At 34.1% G+C, this 21,526-nt stretch carries 16 protein-coding genes; 14 read left to right on the top strand and 2 right to left on the bottom strand.

The features are described from left to right. Positions 1-227 precede the first annotated feature (227 nt). Entirely contained in the window at positions 228-776 is a 549-nt protein-coding gene (locus tag NJT12_RS12020; RefSeq protein ID WP_271336156.1) for a type 1 glutamine amidotransferase domain-containing protein, read from the bottom strand. Between the two features lie 419 nt (positions 777-1,195). Here NJT12_RS12020 and NJT12_RS12015 point away from each other — a divergent pair, with 419 nt between their 5' ends. The 7 genes from NJT12_RS12015 (at position 1,196) to NJT12_RS11985 (ending at position 10,020) form a co-directional block, all read left to right on the top strand. Continuing rightward, positions 1,196-1,351, top strand: a complete 156-nt coding sequence (locus NJT12_RS12015; protein ID WP_271336155.1) for a hypothetical protein — start codon at positions 1,196-1,198, stop codon at positions 1,349-1,351. 102 nt (positions 1,352-1,453) lie between these two features. Continuing rightward, the gene (locus NJT12_RS12010) at positions 1,454-2,131 is read left to right on the top strand and encodes a response regulator transcription factor (RefSeq protein WP_271336154.1); all 678 of its coding nucleotides are present in this window, start codon (positions 1,454-1,456) and stop codon (positions 2,129-2,131) included. Further along, positions 2,128-3,486: a sensor histidine kinase gene (locus tag NJT12_RS12005; RefSeq protein WP_271336153.1), complete on the top strand. Its 1,359-nt coding sequence runs from the start codon at positions 2,128-2,130 to the stop codon at positions 3,484-3,486. The genes NJT12_RS12010 and NJT12_RS12005 overlap by 4 nt, the downstream gene beginning before the upstream one ends. Positions 3,487-3,584: 98 nt before the next feature. Further along, the gene (locus tag NJT12_RS12000) at positions 3,585-4,871 is read left to right on the top strand and encodes a TolC family protein (RefSeq protein ID WP_271336152.1); all 1,287 of its coding nucleotides are present in this window, start codon (positions 3,585-3,587) and stop codon (positions 4,869-4,871) included. A 52-nt stretch (positions 4,872-4,923) separates the two neighbouring features. After that, complete coding sequence (locus NJT12_RS11995; protein ID WP_271336151.1) at positions 4,924-6,012, top strand: efflux RND transporter periplasmic adaptor subunit; 1,089 nt, start codon at positions 4,924-4,926, stop codon at positions 6,010-6,012. A gap of 34 nt (positions 6,013-6,046) precedes the next feature. After that, entirely contained in the window at positions 6,047-9,151 is a 3,105-nt protein-coding gene (locus NJT12_RS11990) for an efflux RND transporter permease subunit (protein WP_271336150.1), read from the top strand. Positions 9,152-9,567: 416 nt separating this feature from the next. Continuing rightward, positions 9,568-10,020: a GNAT family N-acetyltransferase gene (locus tag NJT12_RS11985; RefSeq protein WP_271336149.1), complete on the top strand. Its 453-nt coding sequence runs from the start codon at positions 9,568-9,570 to the stop codon at positions 10,018-10,020. 267 nt (positions 10,021-10,287) lie between these two features. Here the strand turns inward: NJT12_RS11985 and NJT12_RS11980 are convergent, their stop codons facing one another. Next, positions 10,288-11,130, bottom strand: a complete 843-nt coding sequence (locus tag NJT12_RS11980) for a helix-turn-helix transcriptional regulator (protein ID WP_271336148.1) — start codon at positions 11,128-11,130, stop codon at positions 10,288-10,290. 101 nt (positions 11,131-11,231) lie between these two features. Here NJT12_RS11980 and NJT12_RS11975 point away from each other — a divergent pair, with 101 nt between their 5' ends. The 7 genes from NJT12_RS11975 (at position 11,232) to NJT12_RS11945 (ending at position 21,368) form a co-directional block, all read left to right on the top strand. After that, on the top strand, positions 11,232-12,161 hold the full coding sequence (locus NJT12_RS11975; RefSeq protein WP_271336147.1) for a ketopantoate reductase family protein: 930 nt from the start codon (positions 11,232-11,234) through the stop codon (positions 12,159-12,161). Positions 12,162-12,653: 492 nt separating this feature from the next. After that, complete coding sequence (locus NJT12_RS11970; protein WP_271336146.1) at positions 12,654-13,247, top strand: TetR/AcrR family transcriptional regulator; 594 nt, start codon at positions 12,654-12,656, stop codon at positions 13,245-13,247. A gap of 243 nt (positions 13,248-13,490) precedes the next feature. Next, positions 13,491-14,714: an efflux RND transporter periplasmic adaptor subunit gene (locus NJT12_RS11965; RefSeq protein WP_271336145.1), complete on the top strand. Its 1,224-nt coding sequence runs from the start codon at positions 13,491-13,493 to the stop codon at positions 14,712-14,714. Positions 14,715-14,725: 11 nt separating this feature from the next. Continuing rightward, positions 14,726-17,890, top strand: coding sequence for an efflux RND transporter permease subunit (locus NJT12_RS11960; protein WP_271336144.1), 3,165 nt, complete (start codon positions 14,726-14,728; stop codon positions 17,888-17,890). 129 nt (positions 17,891-18,019) lie between these two features. Next, complete coding sequence (locus NJT12_RS11955) at positions 18,020-19,438, top strand: TolC family protein (RefSeq protein ID WP_271336143.1); 1,419 nt, start codon at positions 18,020-18,022, stop codon at positions 19,436-19,438. 513 nt (positions 19,439-19,951) lie between these two features. Then, a complete protein-coding gene (locus NJT12_RS11950; RefSeq protein WP_271336142.1) occupies positions 19,952-20,557 on the top strand; it encodes a Crp/Fnr family transcriptional regulator in 606 nt (201 codons plus the stop codon). 73 nt (positions 20,558-20,630) lie between these two features. Then, on the top strand, positions 20,631-21,368 hold the full coding sequence (locus NJT12_RS11945; RefSeq protein WP_271336141.1) for a GNAT family N-acetyltransferase: 738 nt from the start codon (positions 20,631-20,633) through the stop codon (positions 21,366-21,368). The last annotated feature ends 158 nt before the right edge of the window (positions 21,369-21,526 follow it).

The following is a 21,526-nucleotide window of genomic DNA, read 5'->3' as shown; positions in this document are numbered from 1 at the left end:
AAGTTTTTATTCTCATTTTTTATCATACCCTATTGTCACCCTGAGCTTAGTCGAAGGCTTATGAAATTAAAAATGAATCTAGAAATCCCGATAGCTATCAAAAGCAAAGTTTTTTATTCTCATTTTTTGTCATACCATTAAAGAATCAAATTCAATTACAAAAAAAAAGCAAGACCAAAATTGATCTTGCTTTTTTTACAACCTGATAATCTAAATAAAAATATTTTTTAAACTGTCTGGCGCTCGTGTTTTCCTTCTTTAATTTCTTCCACCATTTTTTTATTAAAAGCAGGTAAATCATTCGGGTTTCGGCTGGTTACTAATCCGTTGTCTACGACTACTTCTGAGTCTTCCCATTGTGCTCCTGCATTTTTCAAATCGTTTTTAACAGAGAAGAAAGAAGTTACTTTTCGACCTTTTAAGACATCAGCATCTACCAGAATCTGAGGACCATGACAAATCGCCGCTACTGGCTTTTTACTTTCAAAAAAGGAACGTACAAAATTTACTGCGGCTTCTTCTCTTCTCAATAAATCAGGGTTTATCACTCCTCCCGGAAGAACCAAAGCATCGTAATCTGCTTCATTTGCCTGATCTAATACTACATCAACACTATATTCCTTGCTCCAATTTCCGTCTTTCCAGGCTTTGATAGTTCCAGATTTCAAACTGATAATATCTGCGTTCCAGCCTTGCTCTTCCAGATAGGCTTTAGGCGATGATAATTCTACTTCTTCAAAACCGTCTGTGGCTAATATGGCTATATTCTTTTTCATAATTTTAAATATTAAAACGTTATTAATTTTTATTTTTATTAAAATTAATAATTTCAGACAGTCCGCTAAAACAGACCATGTTAAACCTTTCTTTAATAAAAGTTAATTAATTACATATCAATGCTTTATTAAAAACAAAATTGAAATTATATAAAATTCATGTCAATTTAGTTTGCTATTTTATAGGATAAAATCTAAAAGAATAATGCTATAAATTACTTAGTATGAAATAAAAAGAAAATCGTTTTTTTTTGTTTGAAAAAACAAGATCTATATGATGACACCAACTGCCGGAATAGTTTCTGAAAATTGAAATAATTAAATTCCTAAACATCTTCTTTTCCTACAACATTCAATTTTAACAACAATTGCGATAATTAAATGTTATTTTTGATAATTCGCTTTTCTAAATTAATATTATGCAAGAGATAAAAATCACAATATATAAAGTCAAACCTTATGAATTGTCTAATAAAGAACAAGAGATTTTAGATAGCCAAGTTCAGCTGGATAAAAATCTATATACCGATGCTGAATTGCTTTATACTGATTTAATAAAGAAATATAATTTATAAAATAAATACTTTATAAAAACGATTCATCAGGTAATTTCGCTTTAGTTCATTATCACTTCCTGATAAATTCAAAACAACTATTATAACATTAGATTTTTAAGTATGAATGTTCTGCTCATTGAGGATGATAAACGCATTAGCGAATTTATTATAAAAGGTTTAGAAGAAAACAATTTTACGGTGCATCTGGCTGAAACAGGCGAGATTGCCCGCGATCTTATTCAGCACGATACCTGGGATATTATCCTGATGGATATTATGCTTCCGGGAATTGATGGTATTCAGCTGACTAAAATGATGCGCTTTAAAAAAATTCATACTCCAATTTTAATGTTAAGCGCTCTTAGCGATACGGATGATAAAGTAAATGCGCTGGATTCCGGTGCTGATGATTATTTGGTTAAGCCTTTCCATTTTAAGGAATTGATTTCCAGAGTAAATGCTTTGACACGCCGAACCAAATTTAATTATGTCAATGAAGAAACCTTATACAAATTAGGAACTCTATCTATAAATCCTGAAGAACATAAGGTTACAGAAAATGATGCTTTGATTGATTTGTCTCCAAGAGAATATAAATTGCTTTTATTTCTATTAGAAAACAGAAATAAGGTTATGTCAAGAACGCAGATATTAAATGCAGTTTGGGGCATTAATTATGACAATAATACGAATGTTGTCGATGTCTATATTTCGTATTTAAGAAACAAAATCGAGCAGAACCATAAATTTATCCATACCATAAAAGGAACGGGATATATGCTTAAAGAAGAGTTATGAAAATACGCAACAGGTTTACCTTAATATCGTCTTTTACTTTTAGCGTTGTATTTGTCATTGCTTCTATTATAACGTATTTTTCGTTTTATAGTTATTCGGAAAAGATTATTTATAACGAACTCCAAAAAACATGTTTACTTACTGGTATTTTCTATCTTGAAAAAGATGAATTACCAGAAAAACAACATTTAATAATTGGTCAGCAATTCAGAGAGAATTCACTTGAGATCATAACTCGTGTTTACAACAAAAAAAATCAGATTGTATATGGTGACAAGGCAATTGACGCTAATATAAATGCAGAAAGGCTGGATTATATTAGAAAAAATCGAAAGCTGAATTTTAAATCGAATCATCATTTTTATTTCGGAAGTTTTTACCATGACAATGAAGGGGATTTTGTGGTATTTGTTAAGAAAAATGATCAGGAATTTAAAACCATTACCAATCGTTTACTAATTATCATGATCCTGGTTTTAATCAGCGGATTAATTACGATTTACATTGTGAGCCGTTTGCTTTCAAACCTTGCCTATAGCCCGATAAAAAACATTATCAATCAGGTCAATGAGATCGAAGCTTCGTCTTTGGATCGTCATATTACCTCTCCCAATACAAAAGATGATATTCAGGAATTGATCGAAACGTATAATAATTTATTCAAGCGACTTTCGGACACGTTTATCATCCAGAAGAACTTTATTAATTATGTTTCGCATGAATTCAAAACGCCTTTAACAGCAATATCCGGAAACCTGGAAGTATTTGCCCAAAAAGACAGATCAAGTGCTGAGTACAAAGAAATGTCTGAAAAAGTATTAGAAAACGTCTATCAGATCGAAGATACGATGAATACGCTCATGATGCTTTCCGGACTGCGGGACAATACAGAATTAAATGAAATTTTCAGGGTCGATGAACTCGTTTGGGATATTAACGATCAACTGCCGGATGTCTATCAATTAAAAGGTTCTCAGATACAAATTGCGATCGAAATTGTCAATGATAAATTGCTTTCGATAAAAGGAAACAGTAATGAAATTAAAATCGCTTTATACAATATTATAGAAAATGCCGTAAAATACTCCAACGGTAATCCTATAAAGATAAGTCTGTTGCAGCACGACAATCAGCTTAAAATTGTAATCGAAGATCACGGAACGGGTATCAGCGAAGACGACTTAAAATTTATTAAACAGACTTTTTACAGAGGTAAAAATGTAAATAATATAAAAGGTAGCGGTGTTGGACTTTCGCTTGCTAATATCATCTTTAAACAAAATAATATCTATTTTACAATTACATCTAAGAAAGACGAAGGAACAACGGTAACTTTATTATTTCCTGCGCTCTAATCGTTTTCTAATGTGACTCTAACTCCTTTCTAACAGACATCAAATTAAGGGTTAATATACCGCAGATAACTTTGCAGCATATTAAAAACAAACTTAATTTGAAACGTATACTTTTAACCCTGCTCGTTATTGTATCGCACAAAGGTGTGGCGCAAATTGCCGCAATAAACGATACAATTGTTCTGTCCCGAACACAAGCCGAGGCTTTGTTTCTGGATAAGAATATTTCTCTTATTTCTGAAAAGCTAAATATCGACATTGCTGATGCGCAAGTTATTCAGGCGAAATTATGGCCCAATCCTACCCTTACTATTGGCGAGATCAATCTTTGGCACAATGCCACAGCCGAGCAATTACCTCCTTTATGGGGAAATTTTGGAACGACCTCCCAAGTGAATGCTGAACTTGAGCAACTTATCCAGACAGCCGGCAAAAGAAAAAAATTAATTGCCATGGAGAAAGTGGGAGTAGATATTGCCAAAGAATACTTTAAAACCTTTTTGCGCAACCTAAAAATTGAGTTCCGAGGCAATCTAACCGAATTGCAGTATACACAAGGACACCAAGCTGTTTATAAAAAACAAATTTCTTCGATACAAATCTTACTTAAAGCATACAGCAACCAAGTCTCACAAGGCAATATAGGAAGAGGCGAATACATAAGACTTAAAGCAACTGAGCTACAATTCTTAAAAGAAATCAGCGATTTGCAAAAAGAAAATAACTCCTTACAAAAAGAGCTTAAAGTTCTTATGAATCTGCCTGCTACAAGTTATATCAAACTTACCGAAGATGGTTTTGTTCCCAATAATAAAAATCTTGACAATATTAATTTAGGCAATCTTATGGCTTCAGCTCTAGAGAACCGACCTGATATGAAAGTCATTAAACTAGCAAATGAGTATAACAACAATAAGTACAAATACGAAAAGGCGATGCGAACACCAGATGTTACCCTTGGAGTCACCTATGACCGTGGGTCTAGTACAATGGTAGATTTTGTTGGTGTTGGTTTTGCTCTTGATCTTCCATTTTTCAATAGAAATCAGGGAAACATAAAAGCAGCTAAAATATCGATTACCCAAGGTAAGTTATTGACCGAAGAAAAAACAATTAGCATCCAGTCTGAAGTATTACAAGCTTATGAAGATTTACTGGTAACCAAAAAATTGTATGAGAGCGTCGATGCCAATTATGAAGAAGATCTTGATAAACTTCTTGAAAGCTACCGCAAAAATTTCATGCAGCGAAATACAAGTATGTTAGAATATCTTGATTTTGTTGATGCTTATCTAGACAACAAATCTATCCTGCTAAATTCTAAAAAAGACCTTAATAAAAACCTTGAAGAACTGCGCTACATCTCAGGTCAGGAAATTAATTAATTATACTGATCCTGAATACTTAGCAAATGATCTTACAATAATAATAAACACAATGAAGAAACTTATTTTACTCCCGATACTTGGGTTAATGCTCGTTTATGGATGTGGCAAAAAGGAAGAAATCAAAGAAACAAAAGAAGAAAAATTTTGTATCGATAAAGACTTAAAAGAAAAAATCACAATCGAAGCCGCACAAAAGCGTTCCGTTACTGAGTCTATCAATCTTACCGGAAATATCACTTATAACGCAGATCATGTAGTACAATTTAATAGTCTTGTAGAAGGAATTATTACCAAAACTACTTTTTCATTGGGAGATTATGTAAAAAAAGGACAAGTTCTGGCTGAAATAAAAAGTACAGAACTGAATGGTATGCAATCTGAAAGTAAATCGTTTCAATCTCAGATAGCAGTGGCACAACGTAATTTACAATCGATCAAATCAATGTTTGATGATGGAATTGCTTCCCAAAAAGATTTAATGCAGGCGCAAAGCGAATTGGATGTTTTAAAGTCTTCTCTTGAAAATGTGAGAGCCAATCTTGCCATGTTTAGTGCCAGCAGCGAGAGATCAGTTTTTCAGATAAAAGCACCTACCGAAGGATATATCGTGGCTAAAAACATTAGCCCGGGAATGCAAATAACAGATGGCAGTGATCCTCTTTTTACTATTTCTGACTTAAAAGAAATCTGGGTATTAGTAAATGTATATACTAGTAATCTGAAAAACGTAACCGAAAATATGTTAGTAGACGTTACAACACCTGCTTATCCAGGCGAAGTTTTTAAAGGGAAAATTGCCATGCTTGCCAAAGTTTTTGATGCAGATGAACATGTATTGAAAGCCAGAATTGTGTTGGAGAACAAAAACCTGAAACTAAAACCCGGAATGACGGCAGATATCGTAATCGATAAAAGCAAAGGTGGAGAAATGTTAGTTTCTATTCCTGCAAAAGCAGTCATTTTTGATAATAATCGCGACCATATTTTGATCTACAAAGATGATTGTACAATTGAAACCAGAGAAATTAATCCGATTATAAAAAACAACAACTGGGTTTATTTTGACAAAGGAGTTAATGAAGGTGAAATGGTGATTACCAAAAATCAACTTTTGATTCACGAACGATTAAAAAACTAATTATCCCTAAAAACGGATAAATACCATACAAGAAATGAAAAAATTTGTACAAGGTCTGGTGGCTTTCTCGCTAAAAAACTCTCTTATAGTTTTTTTCCTAACAGCCGTATTACTAGTCGCGGGTATAGTGAGCTATATCCATACGCCCATCGAAGCTTTTCCTGATGTAACCAATACAAGGGCAAGAATCATTACACAATGGCCGGGAAGAAGTGCCGAAGAAGTAGAGAAATTCATCACACTTCCTATTTCAAAACAAATGAACACGATCCCGAAAAAAGCAGAAGTACGTTCTATTTCACTTTTCGGATTATCAGTTGTAACTGTATTATTTGATGATGATGTCGAGGATTTCTACGCACAGCAATATGCCTCTAATCGCCTTAACGGATTAGATCTTCCCGAAGGTGCCGATGTAGAAATTGAACCACCATCCGGAGCAACAGGCGAAATATTCAGATACATCATCAAAAGTGATTTGCCAATTAAGGAAATAAAAGCCATTCAGGATTGGGTAATCGAAAGAGAACTAATCGCTGTTCCCGGTGTTGCCGATGTGGTAAGTTTTGGCGGTGAAGAAAAAATGTTCGAAATCAAGATCAATCCAACACAATTAGAGAATTACAATCTTTCTGCATTAGATGTTTACGAAGCAGTTTCGAAAAGTAATATCAATGTTGGTGGAGATGTTATTCAGCGTGGTGATCAGGCTTATGTAGTACGTGGTGTAGGTTTGATTAATAAAGTCGAAGATATTGGTAATATCCTGATTGAAACCAAAGGATCATCACCCATTTTAGTAAAACACGTAGCTGAAGTTTCGATATCAGCCAAACCAAGATTAGGACAAGTAGGTTTAGACGGCGATGATGATGTTGTAGAAGGTATTGTAGTGATGCTTCGTGGAGAAAATCCAGGCGAAGTAATCAAGAGACTCAAAGATCGTTTGAATGAACTGAACGAAAGAGTACTGCCGGATAATGTAAAAATAGTCCCGTTTATTGACCGTACCAAATTGGTAGATACAACCGTAAAAACGGTAACAAAAAACCTTGTAGAAGGTATATTATTGGTTTCATTAATTGTATTTATTTTCCTTTACAACTGGAGAACATCATTGATTGTGGCATCTGTAATTCCGCTTTCGTTTTTGTTTGCCATTATTATGTTGAGAATTCAGGGATTGCCCGCAAATTTAATTTCGATGGGAGCGCTGGATTTCGGATTATTACTCGAAGGAACATTAGTAATTGTCGAGCAGGTCTTTGTATCGCTCGAAAAGAAAGCACATAAAGTGGGAATGGAACGCTTTAACAACATGAGTAAAATGGGACTTATCAAGAAAAGTGTTGGTAGTGTGGCTACTTATATTTTCTTTGCCTTAATCATTTTGATTGTTGCATTAATGCCAATTTTCTCTTTCACAAAAGTAGAAGGAAAAATGTTCTCTCCCCTTGCCTTTACACTAAGTTATGCCCTTTTAGGATCTTTGATTCTATCCCTTACCTATGTTCCGGCAATGTGTAAAGTGATGTTGACCAAAAATATTGTAGAGAAAGAAAATATGATTTCGCGTTTCTTCAGAGTAAATCTTTTTAAACTTTTTCAATGGAGTACCAGACATCGTAAAGCAACAATATATGCTTTCTTAGCTTTACTTGCACTTTGTTGTGCCAAATTTGCTTTTTATGGTTCAGAATTTATTCCAAAATTGAATGAAGGAGCTATTTATGTCAGAGCAACTTTGCCTAATAGTATCAATCTGGACGAAGCCGTGAGGCTTACCAAAGAAATGAAAGGCAAAATAAGGAAATTCGAAGAAGTAAAATTCGTTCTTACCCAAACCGGAAGACCAAATGACGGAACAGATCCAACAGGATTTTTTAATATCGAATTGCATATCGAATTAAAACATCAGGACGAATGGAAACGTAATATCAGCAAAGAAGAACTGATTGCTGAGATCAAGAAAGAACTCGATGTATATCCCGGAATCGGATTTGGATTTAGCCAGCCTATTCAGGATAATGTCGAAGAATATGTTGCCGGAGTAAAAAGTCCGCTTGTAATTAAGATATTTGGAAATGATCTTTTTCAATTGGAAGAAATGGCTAAAAAAGTAGCTAAATCAATCAAAGATGTAAAAGGGATCGAAGATATCAATGTCTATAAAAACATTGGTTTACCGGAATTAAGAATTCAACTTGACGACGAAAAAATGGCGCGTTACGCAGTTACAACTGCCGATGCGCAAGCTGTTATCAGAATGACAATTGGAGGTCAGGCAGCAACCAAATTCTATGATGACGAAAAGGTGTTTGATATCACTTTACGTTTTGAGAAAGAATATCGTGACTCAAAAGAAAAGATTGAAGACATTCTTATTCCGACAATGAATGGCAAAAAAGTTCCGTTGAAAGAGATTGCTACTGTAGAATATAAAACAGGTCCAACATTCATTTATCGTGAAGGAAACAGTAGATATATTGCCGTAGGTTTTAGTATTGAAGGAAGAGATTTAGGAAGTACGATTGACGAAGCTCAGAAAAAAGTAGCTGCAGAGGTAAAACTACCTAAAGAAAATGTAATGAAATGGGCAGGAGAATTTGAAAGCAAAGAAAGAGCTTCTAAACAATTAGCAATGATTGTTCCGGTTGTTTTGATTTTGATTTTATGTTTGTTGTATTTCAATTTCGGTAATTTCAAAGATACCTTAGTGGCTATAAGTGCCATGCCTTACGCTTTTATTGGTGGTTTCTTATCACTTTGGGTCACAGGAACCGTGTTCGGAATATCAGCCGGAATTGGTTTTATTATTCTCTTTGGGGTCAGCGCTATCGATAGTATTGTCCTCATTGGTATGATCCGGGAAAATATGCAAGCAGGAATGCATTTGAAAGATGCTATTTCTAATGGTATTTACAGCAGAATTCGTCCAATTGTTATGATTGCCCTTATGGGATCTTTAGGATTACTACCTGCAGCATTATCAACAGGAATGGGTTCTGAAGTTCAAAAACCATTAGCCATCATGATCGTCGGTGGATTGATAACTTGTATGTTCTTATCACTAACTGTATTACCACAAGTTTTTTATCTGGTATATCGCAAAAAAGATACAAGCAGAATAGATTCATAAACATCTTATTATATTTTAATTTTGAAGACACCTCTAGACAACTTTATGTTTAGAGGTGTATTTTTTATTATTCCTTTTTAATTGCTCATTTTTAAAAGCAGATAAATTTCATTCAACCAGAACTTTAGTTCCGCTCTACATTATATCTTTTCCTGTCTAAAGATCCAGGAAAAAGATATCATTTCGATCGGGAACATTCTAAAAAATTAAGACTTCAATCACCTTTCACATTCCTATTAAGTCCTGCCTTCATTATAAATAAAATTTAAATATGAAATTAAATTTTGAATATATGTAGTTAACTACGTATATTTGTACACGATTTATTTTCAAGTCAATCCCGCAATTATATTGAACTGATTAATAATATAATAATTTATTCGAAGCCATAAACAAGTAAAATACCAGAAATTATAATGAGCAATAACAAAACTCAGACGTATACCGAAAACACAATTGTAGTAGAAAAAGTTGAAGATCAAAAATTAATAGAAACCGCATTCTCAATTAGAAAAAAAGTATTTGTCGAAGAACAAAATGTATCTCCGCAACGCGAATCAATGGATGATGAAGATGCAGTACATTATTTGGCAACCGTAAATGGTTTCCCGGCCGGAGCAGCACGATACCGAAAAATGGAAAAAGGAGCAAAAATTGAACGAATCGCTGTCCTAAATATCTTTAGAGGGCAACGAATTGGTGAAGCCTTACTATTAAAAATATTAGACGATTTAAAAAACGAAGACAAAATTTATCTTTATGCTCAGGTAATTGCAACTCCGTTTTATATCAAAAACGGATTCAGACAAACTAATAATTATTTCCTCGATGCGGGAATTGAGCATGTAGAAATGGATTTTATAAAATAATTTTTTATTAAAAGCTCCAGCCGACCGATATATATATTTTTCTGAATTATAAATATGTCGCAAAGTCCAAAATCACAAAGATTTTGTCATCTCGACAAAGGAGAAATTACGCTAGAAGATCGACAAAGATTGGCGATTCCAGGTACGGAGTTTCGTGTGTGATTTCTCTGCTGAAGCTTCAGAATCGAAATGACAAGATTGTGTTTCAACTTTCGGCTTTGCTACAAAAATCATACTTCAAAAAAGTAACATTAAAAATAATCAAACTTATGTTGCTGAAATAATTAATGATTTTTTAAATTCAGATGGAGAGATTCCCGTACTTCTCATGATGAATTTATTAAAATGACTACTATCAATAAACCCTAAATCATTACTGATTTCTGAAAAAGTCAAATTGCTTTTACTTAATTTTTCGATAACTACTTTCAGCTTTGTTTGCTCGATATAATCTCTTAAAGTAATATTGAGATGCGTTTTAAAGTACTCACCAATATAATGGATCGAAACATTGAAATAAATCGCCATTTTTTTTTTCTTCAGCAAATGTGGATTCGCAATATTCGAACGGATATAACTTAAAATAGTATCAATCTTTAAAACCTCGTTAGTTTGAAAATTAAGACTGTTTTCGTTTATGCCGGCATTTCGTCGAATAATCTGAATTAATGACATCATCAAACTTTTAATAATGATTTCGTTTTGCCCTTTTGGTTGAGCAACTTCGTCCAGTATCTTTAAAATAACCATTTCACAAAAAGCTTTATCATCTTGCAAAAAAATCAAATTTCCATTGGTTTGATTGTGATAATAAAATAGCATTTCGATCTCTTCTATTTCTTTTTTGTTCGAAAAAAAATTGGGCAGAAAACGCAAACAGTGAAATTTTGTGGGCTCCAATGTTTTAAAGGAATGATAATCCTTGGGAGTAAGTAAATAAATATCGTGCTGTTTGTAATGATGAGCAATCGAATTTAAAATATGATTTCCTGTCCCGTATTCGATATATAATAGTTCGAAAAAATTATGTCGATGTACTTCCTTTTTCCAGGTGAGTTCTTCTACAGAATAAATTTCGAAATCTTTGTATATAAAAAAGGTATCTTTCATAATCCTTAATTTTTACAAATATAACCGATATTTTTACATCAATCATTCGTCTTAAACCTATTTACTTTGCATTGATAATTTAAAACCCAAAATACTACGATATGAACTCAGATACGATGAAAATAGGAATTCTTGGAATCGGCGGCATCGGTGGATTTGTTGGTGCTCCACTAGTCAAAAAATATAAAGACAGTACAACCAAAATTATATTCATTTGCAGAGGTGAAACCAAAAACGTAATCCAAAATAAAGGTTTAGTGTTTGAATCTAAAGGCACTAAAGAAACTATATCTCCCGATTTAGTATCAGATAATCCAACTGAAATTGGAATTCTGGATGTTTTGATCCTTACTTCTAAATCTTATTCTATAAAAGATGTATTATCTACATACAAAGATTGTATAGGTCCCGAAACGATCATAATCACTTTGCAAAATGTCGTGAATGCCAAAGAAATAATTCAAGAAAATTTACCGCAAGCCGCAAACATTATGGAAGGTTGTATTTATGTGGCTTCAAACGTAAAGCAACCAGGACATATACAGCATGTTGGGGGACCTGGGAAAATTTTCGTTGGAGGACATGAGAATAAACAATTAATAGAATTATTGGCTTCAGGAGGTTTAGACATTACATATGCAGAAAACATCAATCAGATCTTATGGACAAAATATCTTTTCGTTGCTCCCGTTGCAGGAATCACGTCGGCATATAAAATTACCTTTGGTCAACTTTTAAAAGATCAAAACCTAATGTATATTCTGGGAAATATGATGATGGAGATTCAATCACTTGCCAGTAAAAACAATATCACCCTGACAATGCAAGACATCGAAACTTCTAAAGATTTATTGACCAAATTTCCATTCGAATCCAAATCATCTCTACAATTGGATTTTGAAAACAATAATCAAACAGAGAAACGTTTCTTGGTAGATTACGTGATTGAAAATGCCAATAAATATGGAATCGAAACTCCTTTTTATAATGATGTAAATGAAAAAATAAAAACATCTTGTAATGTTTATTAATGAAACATACTCATTTTAATCTGGATTAAAATCAAGCCTTACAATATAAATCATTCCTCTGGAATTTTACAATCTATTTGGGTAAGCATAAAAATGATTAAAAAAAGAGCCATATGCTCGAACTATATTGTAAGGCTGGATTTCAATCCTGTTTAACATAAATAATTTCGTCAAAATTTTATTCGCGATTAAACCGAAAACCTCTTAAAAAAAACAGATCTTCCCCTAGTCACGATCGAAACGGCATCCTTTTATAGCGGCGTTTACCATAAATGATACAGTGAAGAGCGGGAAAAATGGTCTTGAAACACGAAAACCCATCTGCTTCTTAAAAAAGAAAAGCTGAAAATAGCCTTATAACTAAAGGCTTTCAACGTATTTCAATATTTGTCTATACAACAATAAGAAAATATTATGATAAATTTATTTCATAATCAGAAAAACCACCATACATTTGCCTAACGGTGTTAAACAATTTAATACTTAAATAAAATGGCTAGTAAAGATCGTATTTTAAGACAAAAAGAAGAGACAAGAAGTAACATTCTTGAGGCTGCTTATGCTATCGTTAAAGAAGAAGGATGGCAAGGTCTGAGCATGCGAAAAATTGCTGACAAGATTGAATATACGGCTCCGATCATTTATGAATACTTTTCGAATAAAGAAGCTATTCTTAATGAACTAACCGGAAAAGGTTTTATCAAGTTAGCAAAAGAACTTCAGGATGCCCGAGATAAATTTGAAAAACCGGAAGAACAATTAGAAGCCATGTGGATGGCCTATTGGGATTTCGCTTTTACAGATACCGAAATGTATCAGGTGATGTTTGGAGTGCAAATGAATTGTTGTTCCCAACAATGTTCAGCTCAGGAAAGACCTTATAAATTATTCACTTCGGTAATTGCTGAAATTATGAAAAACAGCAACCCTACTGATGAAGTAATCAAACAGAAGTATTTTACTTTTTTCTCTGTAATTCACGGTTTGATTGCAATTAATATCATCAATAAAAGCGAAATAATGGAAACTATCAACAATCAAATCCTAAAAGATGCGATTGGTGGAATTATAAAATCAATTCAATAAAAAAATTTCATTTTAACTTAACAGTGATAAATGATTTAATAGAGTAATTTAGCAACTATTTTTTTACTACTTTACTTAACAGTGTTAGAAAATTTAATTAGCGTAATATCAGAATTTGTTTTCCGATTTACTTAACAGTGATAAATAATTTAATCCCATTTCATAATAGATTTGGAAAGTACTGTTATTTGAATTTTTGCACAATATTACTTAACAACGTTAGATAATTTAATATAATTAAATATGAACACCGGGAATGCCAGAATGCCACAATTTTTTAACAAAGAGAATGTCCAACAAATTAAAACCAATACTAAAATGAAAAATGTAATTATAACCAGTTTTATCCTGGCACTAGTGCTAAGCAGTTGTGCAGATAAATCGCAGGCTCCAGCAGCTCCTGCTCCACCATTGTTACCCGTTCTAGCTATTACAAGCGAAAACACTACTACAGATGCTGAATATCCTGCTTCGATTCAGGGAACAGTTGATGTTGAAATTCGTCCTCAGGTAAGCGGAAACCTTGAAAGAGTTTTTGTAGACGAAGGAGCTTATGTAAATAAAGGTCAAACTTTATTCAAAATAAACGAACGTCCTTTCCGTGAGCAATTAAACAATGCATTGGCAAGTCTTCATGCTTATGAAGCGGCTTTAATAAATGCTCAGTTAGAAGTTGATAAATTAACTCCTTTAGTTCAAAACAAAGTAGTTTCTGATTATCAGTTAAAAACAGCTAAAGCTTCTCAAAAAATTGCTGCTGCAAACATCGAACAAGCAAAAGCAATGGTAGGATCTGCCAAAATTAATTTAGGATATACAAATGTTACAGCTCCAGTAAGCGGTTACATTGGTAGATTGCCTAAAAAACAAGGAAGTTTAGTTTCTGCAACTGATGTTGAGCCGTTAACAAACTTATCTGATGTTCATGAAGTTTATGCTTATTTCTCTTTAGGAGAAACTGATTTCATCAATTTTAAAGCGCAATACGCTGGAAATACACTTGGTGATAAACTAAAAAAATTACCTCCTGTAACTTTGGTTTTAGCAGATAATAACGCTTATCCTCAAACCGGAAAAATCGATATGGTAGACGGTCAATTTGATAAAACTACCGGCGCGATTACTTTAAGAGCAACTTTCCCTAATGCTGGCGGAACTTTACGTTCAGGAAACACAGGAAGAATTCGTTTAGGTCTTCAACATGATGATGCGGTTTTAGTGCCACAATCAGCTACTGTTGAGATGCAGGATAAAGTTTTTGTTTTCACAGTAAATAAAGAAAACAAGGTTACTAAAATGCCTATCACAGTTTCTGGTAAAAGCGGAACGAATTACATTATTAAAGATGGTGTAAAATCCGGTGACCAAATTGTATTAAGCGGAATCGATAAACTTCAGGACGGACAAGCAATTCAGCCGGAAAAATCATCTCCTGCAAAAGTTGCCCAAATAATTAATAAAAAATAATTTTTACGAAAATGTTCAAAATATTTATACAAAGACCTGTACTGGCAACCGTTATTTCCATTTTATTGGTCATATTAGGTATACTTGGTCTTACGAAGTTGCCCTTACAACAGTTTCCTGATATTGCACCGCCATCGGTTTTGGTAACGGCAGTTTATCCAGGAGCGAATGCAGAAACGGTTTTACGTTCTGTGGCACCATCACTTGAAGAGTCTATCAATGGTGTTGAGAACATGACTTACATGAGTTCTACGGCCAGTAATGACGGATCTCTTGCAATTACAGTGTTCTTTAAATTAGGAACTAATGCAGATCAGGCCGCGGTAAACGTGCAAAACAGAGTTGCTCAGGCAACTAGTCAGTTGCCGGCAGAGGTTGTTCAGCAAGGTGTGACTACTGCAAAACAACAAAATAGTTTCATTATGGCTATTGGTATGTTTACCGAAGATGAGTCAAAATACGATCAGACTTTTGTTGCCAATTATGCACAAATCAATATTATTCCGGAGATCAAACGTATTCCAGGAGTTGGTTCAGCCAGTATTTTTGGAGGTGTAAAAGATTACTCAATGCGTGTTTGGTTGAATCCAACGCAAATGTCTACTTACAAAGTGACACCAAACGAAATCATGAGCGCGATTCAGGATAAAAGTTTGGAAGCTGCTCCGGGTAAATTTGGAGAAAGAAGTAAAGAAGTTTTCGAATATGTAATTAAATACAAAGGAAAATTAACTAAACCGGAAGAATATGAAAATATAGCTATACGTTCTAATGCTGATGGTTCAATACTTCGTCTTAAAGATGTAGCCAGAGTTGAACTTGGTGCTTACTCTTATAACAGTTTAACACGTTTAAATGGTAAAAAAGGAGTTGTAATTGGTATTATCCAATTAGCAGGTTCTAACTCGAATGATATACAGGTTGCCATTAATAAATTGATGGAAAAATCAGCTAAAGATTTCCCTAAAGGAATAAAACATAACATTTTCTATAGTACAAAAGTTGCTTTAGATCAATCTATAGAACAAGTTCAGCATACTTTACTTGAAGCGTTTATATTAGTATTTATCGTAGTATTTATATTCCTTCAGGATTTTAGATCAACATTAATCCCGGCTATTGCTGTACCTGTAGCAATTTTAGGAACGTTCTTCTTCATGCAGTTATTCGGATTTTCGATCAACCTTTTAACGCTTTTCGCTTTAATTCTGGCGATTGGTATTGTGGTAGATGATGCGATTGTGGTCGTCGAAGCCGTGCATGCGAAAATGGAGCACAAACATTTGTCTCCAAAAGTAGCCACTCATGAAGCAATGCACGAAATAACGGGTGCTATTATCTCGATTACGCTGGTAATGGCTGCTGTATTCCTGCCGGTTGGTTTTATGGAAGGCTCAACAGGGGTTTTCTATCGTCAGTTTGCCTTTACGATGGCGATTGCAATTGTAATTTCAGCTGTTAACGCATTGACTTTAAGTCCGGCACTTGCTGCTTTATTCTTAAAAGACAATCATACAGCTCACGAAGGAGATGCTCCGTATGTTAAAAAAGGATTTAAAGAGAAATTCTTTAACGGATTCAATAAAAGTTTTGATTCCTTAACCAACCGTTATGTTGGTGGTTTGAAATTTTTAATTAGAAGAAAATGGTTAAGTTTAGGAGGTTTAGCTTTAATTACTGTAGCAACTGTAATAATGGTAAAAACTACTCCTGCAGGATTTATCCCAACTGAAGATCAAGGTTTTATTGCAATTGCAGTAAACACTCCTTCAGGAACATCTTTAGACGGAACTCAAAAAGTGATGACTGAGGCTGAAAACATTCTTAGCAAATTAGATGCATCAAGAGACGTTACCGCAATTTCAGGTTTCAACTTATTGACCAATTCTACAAGTCCATCTTCAGCTGTTGTTTTCGTATTACTTAAACCAAATGAAGATCGTGGAGATGTCAAAAATATTGACGAGATCATGAATCAGGTTCGTGGAAAATTAGGTTCAATTTCAGGCGGAAGTTTCTTCGTATTTAGTTTCCCTACTGTTCCCGGATTTAGTAACGTTGAGGCTTTAGATTTAGTACTACAGGATAAAACGGGAGGAAAACTGGATAAGTTTAGCGGAATCTCTCAAAACTTCATTGGCGAATTGATGAAACGTCCGGAAATTGCAGTAGCATTTACTTCTTTCAAAGCAGATTATCCTCAATTGCAATTGGATATCAATGATGAAAAAGCAGATCAGTTAGGCGTAAAAGTAAAAGACATTTTGCAAACCATGCAAACGTATTTTGGTAGTGCACAAGCTTCTGACTTTAATAGATTTGGTAAATACTACAGAGTTGTTGTTCAGGCAGATATCGATGACAGAGCTGATCCGTCATCAATAGACAGAGTTTTTGTAAAAAACAAAACTGGCGAAATGGTGCCAATAAATACTTTAGTAAAACTAACCCGTATTTATGGTTCAGAAACTGCTTCGAGATACAATTTGTTTAATTCGATTTCGATCAATGCAATCCCAAAACCAGGATTTAGTTCCGGAGATGCGATTAAAGCGATTCAGGAAGTAGCAGCACAACAATTACCTGCGGGTTACGGTTTTGAATTTTCAGGACAAACTCGTGAAGAGATTTCGTCCGGAGGTCAGTCAGCAACTATTTTCTTACTGTGTTTGATATTCATCTATTTCTTACTTGCTGCACAGTATGAGAGTTACATATTGCCATTGGCCGTAATCTTATCAATACCTGCAGGTATATTTGGAGTATTTGTTGCCATTGGATTAACAGGAATCGAAAACAACATTTACGTGCAAGTTGCACTGGTAATGCTTATTGGACTTCTCGCCAAGAATGCGATTCTGATTATAGAATTCGCCGTCCAGAAAAGAAAATCAGGTCAGGCACTAGTCAGAGCGGCAATCGACGCAGCGAAACTACGTTTACGACCAATCATCATGACGTCACTAGCCTTTATTGTGGGTCTAATCCCAATGATGAGCGCCACAGGACCATCAGCACAAGGTAACCACTCAATTAGTATTGGTGCCGCCGGAGGTATGATATCAGGAGTAATACTTGGGTTGTTTATCATCCCGGTTTTATTCATCATCTTCCAGCATTTACAAGAAAAGGTTTCTGGAAAACCAGTAGCCGTAATTCATAACGAAGAAAAATAAAATGGAAAACTATATAACGACAATCCTCGTGGCCATCATAATTGGCATTGGATACATATCCTATAAAATCTCAAGAGATCTTGATAACAGAAAAGATACTTGTACAGAAATTTAATGACAACATATAAAATGAAAAATTATATAACCAAAATCGTGATGATCGCCATTTTGATCACGACTATAATATCCTGTAAAGTTTCGAAGGATATTGAAACTCCAAAAGATGCATTTCCTGAAAATTTCAGGAATGCATCGGTTTCAAAAGACACCGCGAGTATTGCAGATGTGGAGTGGAAAAACTTCTTTACAGAAAAAGATATTATTCAATTGATTGATAGCGCTGTAGCAAGAAACAATGATTTGCAAATTGCAGTTAAAAATATCGAAATTGCACAATATAGATTTACACAATCAAAATGGGGAAATGTTCCTCAGGTGAGTTTGAATGTAAGTGCAAGTACAAGCAATCCTTCTGATAATAGTTTTACCGGAAAGAATTTAGGACAGGCTTTAGGCCAAAATCATATCGATGATTATTCTGCCGGAGCATCACTTTCATGGGAAGCTGATATTTGGGGGAAAATCAAAAATCAGAAAAAAGGTGCTTTTGCAAGTTACCTTCAGTCAGAAGAAGTTAAAAAGGCTTTGCAAACTACTATTGTAGCCAATGTTTCTAAAGGATATTACAATCTTTTGATGTTGGATGCACAATTGGAAATCGCGAAACAAAACTATAAATTGAATGACAGTACAACAACCATAATCAAATTAAAATACGATGCAGGTCAAGTAACTACATTAGCGATTCAGCAATCAGAGGCGCAGAAACTAGTTTCGGCACAATTGATTCCACAATTAGAACAAAACATTGCCATTCAGGAAAATGCTTTGAGCGTTTTGACAGGATCTTTTCCAAATTCAAAAAACAGAACGATTCGTTTAAGTACTCTTGAAGTAAAAAACAATAAAGCAGTTGGAATTCCATCTTCATTAGTGAGTAGAAGACCGGATGTAAAAAGTGCTGAATTAGCGCTAAAAGTTGCTAATGCAAACGTAGGAATCACAAAAGCCGATTTGTATCCGGCACTTAGGATTACAGCTCAAGGTGGTGTAAATTCATTTGAAACAAGCAATTGGTTCAACATTCCGGCTTCATTGTTTGGAACTGTTGCCGGAGGTTTGACTCAGCCTTTATTAAACAATAAAAAGGTAAGAACGCAATACAATATTGCTGTTGCCGAAAGAGAAAAAGCAGTTTTAAGCTTTAGACAATCTGTTTTGGTTGCTGTTAGCGAAGTATCTGATGCTTTGGTAAAAGTAGAGAAACTACAACAGCAAGAATTTTTCCTAAAAGAAAGAGTAAAAACATTGCAGCAAGCGATTAAAAATGCCAATTTGTTATTTAAAAATGGTATGGCTGAATACTTAGAAGTTCTTTCTGCTCAGGCAAACTTATTGCAAAGCGAGCTGGAACTTGCCAACATAAAAAGAGAACAATTTTCTGCTAATACCGAGTTATATCGTGCATTGGGCGGTGGTTGGAGATAATACCCGTTAATTATTTATTTTTTGAGATGAAAACGCTGTAAGACTTAGGTTTTGCAGCGTTTTTTATGCTTTATAATGACATGGCACGCGGATGACACAGATTTGCTTCGCGAAGCGCGGATTGACGCATATTTTTTCTCAATCTTTGTGTAATCGTACGCTGATGACGCAGATTCGCTCCGCGAAAACACGGATTTACGCAGATTTTTATTCGCAATTTATCATCCTGACGCAGGAAAGCTCACATAAGAAACCCTGCAATAATAATTACATTTGTCACATTGAGCGAAGTCGAAGAGCGGAATGTAAATAACCAATCTTTGTCGAGCTACTTGTGTGTCCTTCGAATTCGCTCACGATGACAAAAATGAGAACAACATACATAAACAGAACAAAAATCCGCGTCAATCCGCGTTTTTGCTTTAGCAAATCCGCGTTATCCGCGTGCCATTTGTCGCAAGCCATTTATTACACTTTATTTCTTTACTTTTGATAAGCCTAAAAACCTCAGGAATGTCTATCAATTACAATAAATACCTCAACGATTTAAAACTAAAATTTGAAAGCTACTCTCCTATTTCAGCAGCATCATGGCAATTGATTGAAAATATAGTTGAGATCAATTCAATAAAAAAAGGAGAATTACTTTTAAGAAACGGACAAGTTGCAAAAGAAATCCATTTTATCGCGAAAGGTGCTCTACGTGCTTTTATAACAGATGACGAAGGAAATATTTACAATAAGAATATTTTTCTCGAAGGTGATCTTGCAGGCTCAACGGCTTCTTTAATACAGCAAACTCCTTCTTATTTTGCAATAGAGGCCCTCGAAGATTCTATTTTAATCAACATCAATTACAAAAAATATCGCCAACTGATATTCCAAAATGACGATCTGAAAAACTTCTATATTGCCTATCTCGAAAGAAATTGGGTGATCGAAAAAGAGCAAAGAGAAATCTCGATAGTCATGGAAAACGCCACCGAAAGATATTTGGACCTTCTCTCTAAACATCCTGATATTTCAGAGAGAATTGCATTGCTTCATATTGCTTCACATTTAGGGATCACGCCAACGCAATTAAGCCGTATCAGAAAATCTCTTGAAAAAAAATTGTAAGTCAACATAGGTAAAGATTTTCCAAAAAAACTAAAAGTATCTTTGCTTTATATTCTGTATAATTATTATCGAAATGAAAAATACCAAGCTAATCGAAGACAACATAAACAATCTAACCGATTTATGGAAAACTGTTGGAACTCCCTTCCTATCTTATCATAAAAGCGATTCTTTTGAATATTGTAAAATCGAAAATTCAGAGTGGCCAAATAAATTGTGGTTCCGTAAAGATATTTCCAAAAATGAAGTAATAGACATTCGTAGAACCATCCAGAATAATTCAGGTTTAGTTCTACCCTATTGGGATATTTTCGGGACAAATTCATACGAAATATTTGATGCATATGGTTTTGAAATAAAAAGCAAACAAATTGCGATGGCATTGAAATTAGATCAGAAATTTACGTTTCAAAATAATCTACACTTTAAAAAAATTAACAATCAACAAGATGCCAAAATCTGGTCTGACTTATATCCAAATGCTTTTGGTTATGTAATCAGCAAAGAAACTCTGATTCATAATCATAATAATGTTCACTTTTATTTGGCTTCTCATGAAAACCAGCCAATAGGAACTTTTATGCTTTTTCAAACTCAAAACAACATCGGAATACATGGCGTTGGTGTAATTCCTGAAATGCGAAGAAAAGGATTCGCAGAAGAAATTATGAAATTTGCTCTAAATCTTTCTATAGATTTAAAAGCTGATTATGCTTTATTGCAAGCTTCTGAAATGGGAAAAGACATTTATACAAGATTAGGATTTGAAGATTTATTTGTGATTAAAAACTATATTTTGAAAGCTGAATAATGGCACGCGGATGACACGGATTCGCTTCGCAAAAGCGCGGATTTTTTGACACTGTCCCAAAAAGTGTGTAAGTTGAAAAGTTAAGGCTCGATTTTATAATCTGAGCCTTTTTTCAAATATAAGGGTAAATTGATTTAAAACAATTCCCCAATTTCGAA

The organism is Flavobacterium azizsancarii, from assembly GCF_027980145.1.
Taxonomy (GTDB): domain Bacteria; phylum Bacteroidota; class Bacteroidia; order Flavobacteriales; family Flavobacteriaceae; genus Flavobacterium; species Flavobacterium azizsancarii.
This window is presented reverse-complemented; position numbering and strand designations above follow the sequence as displayed.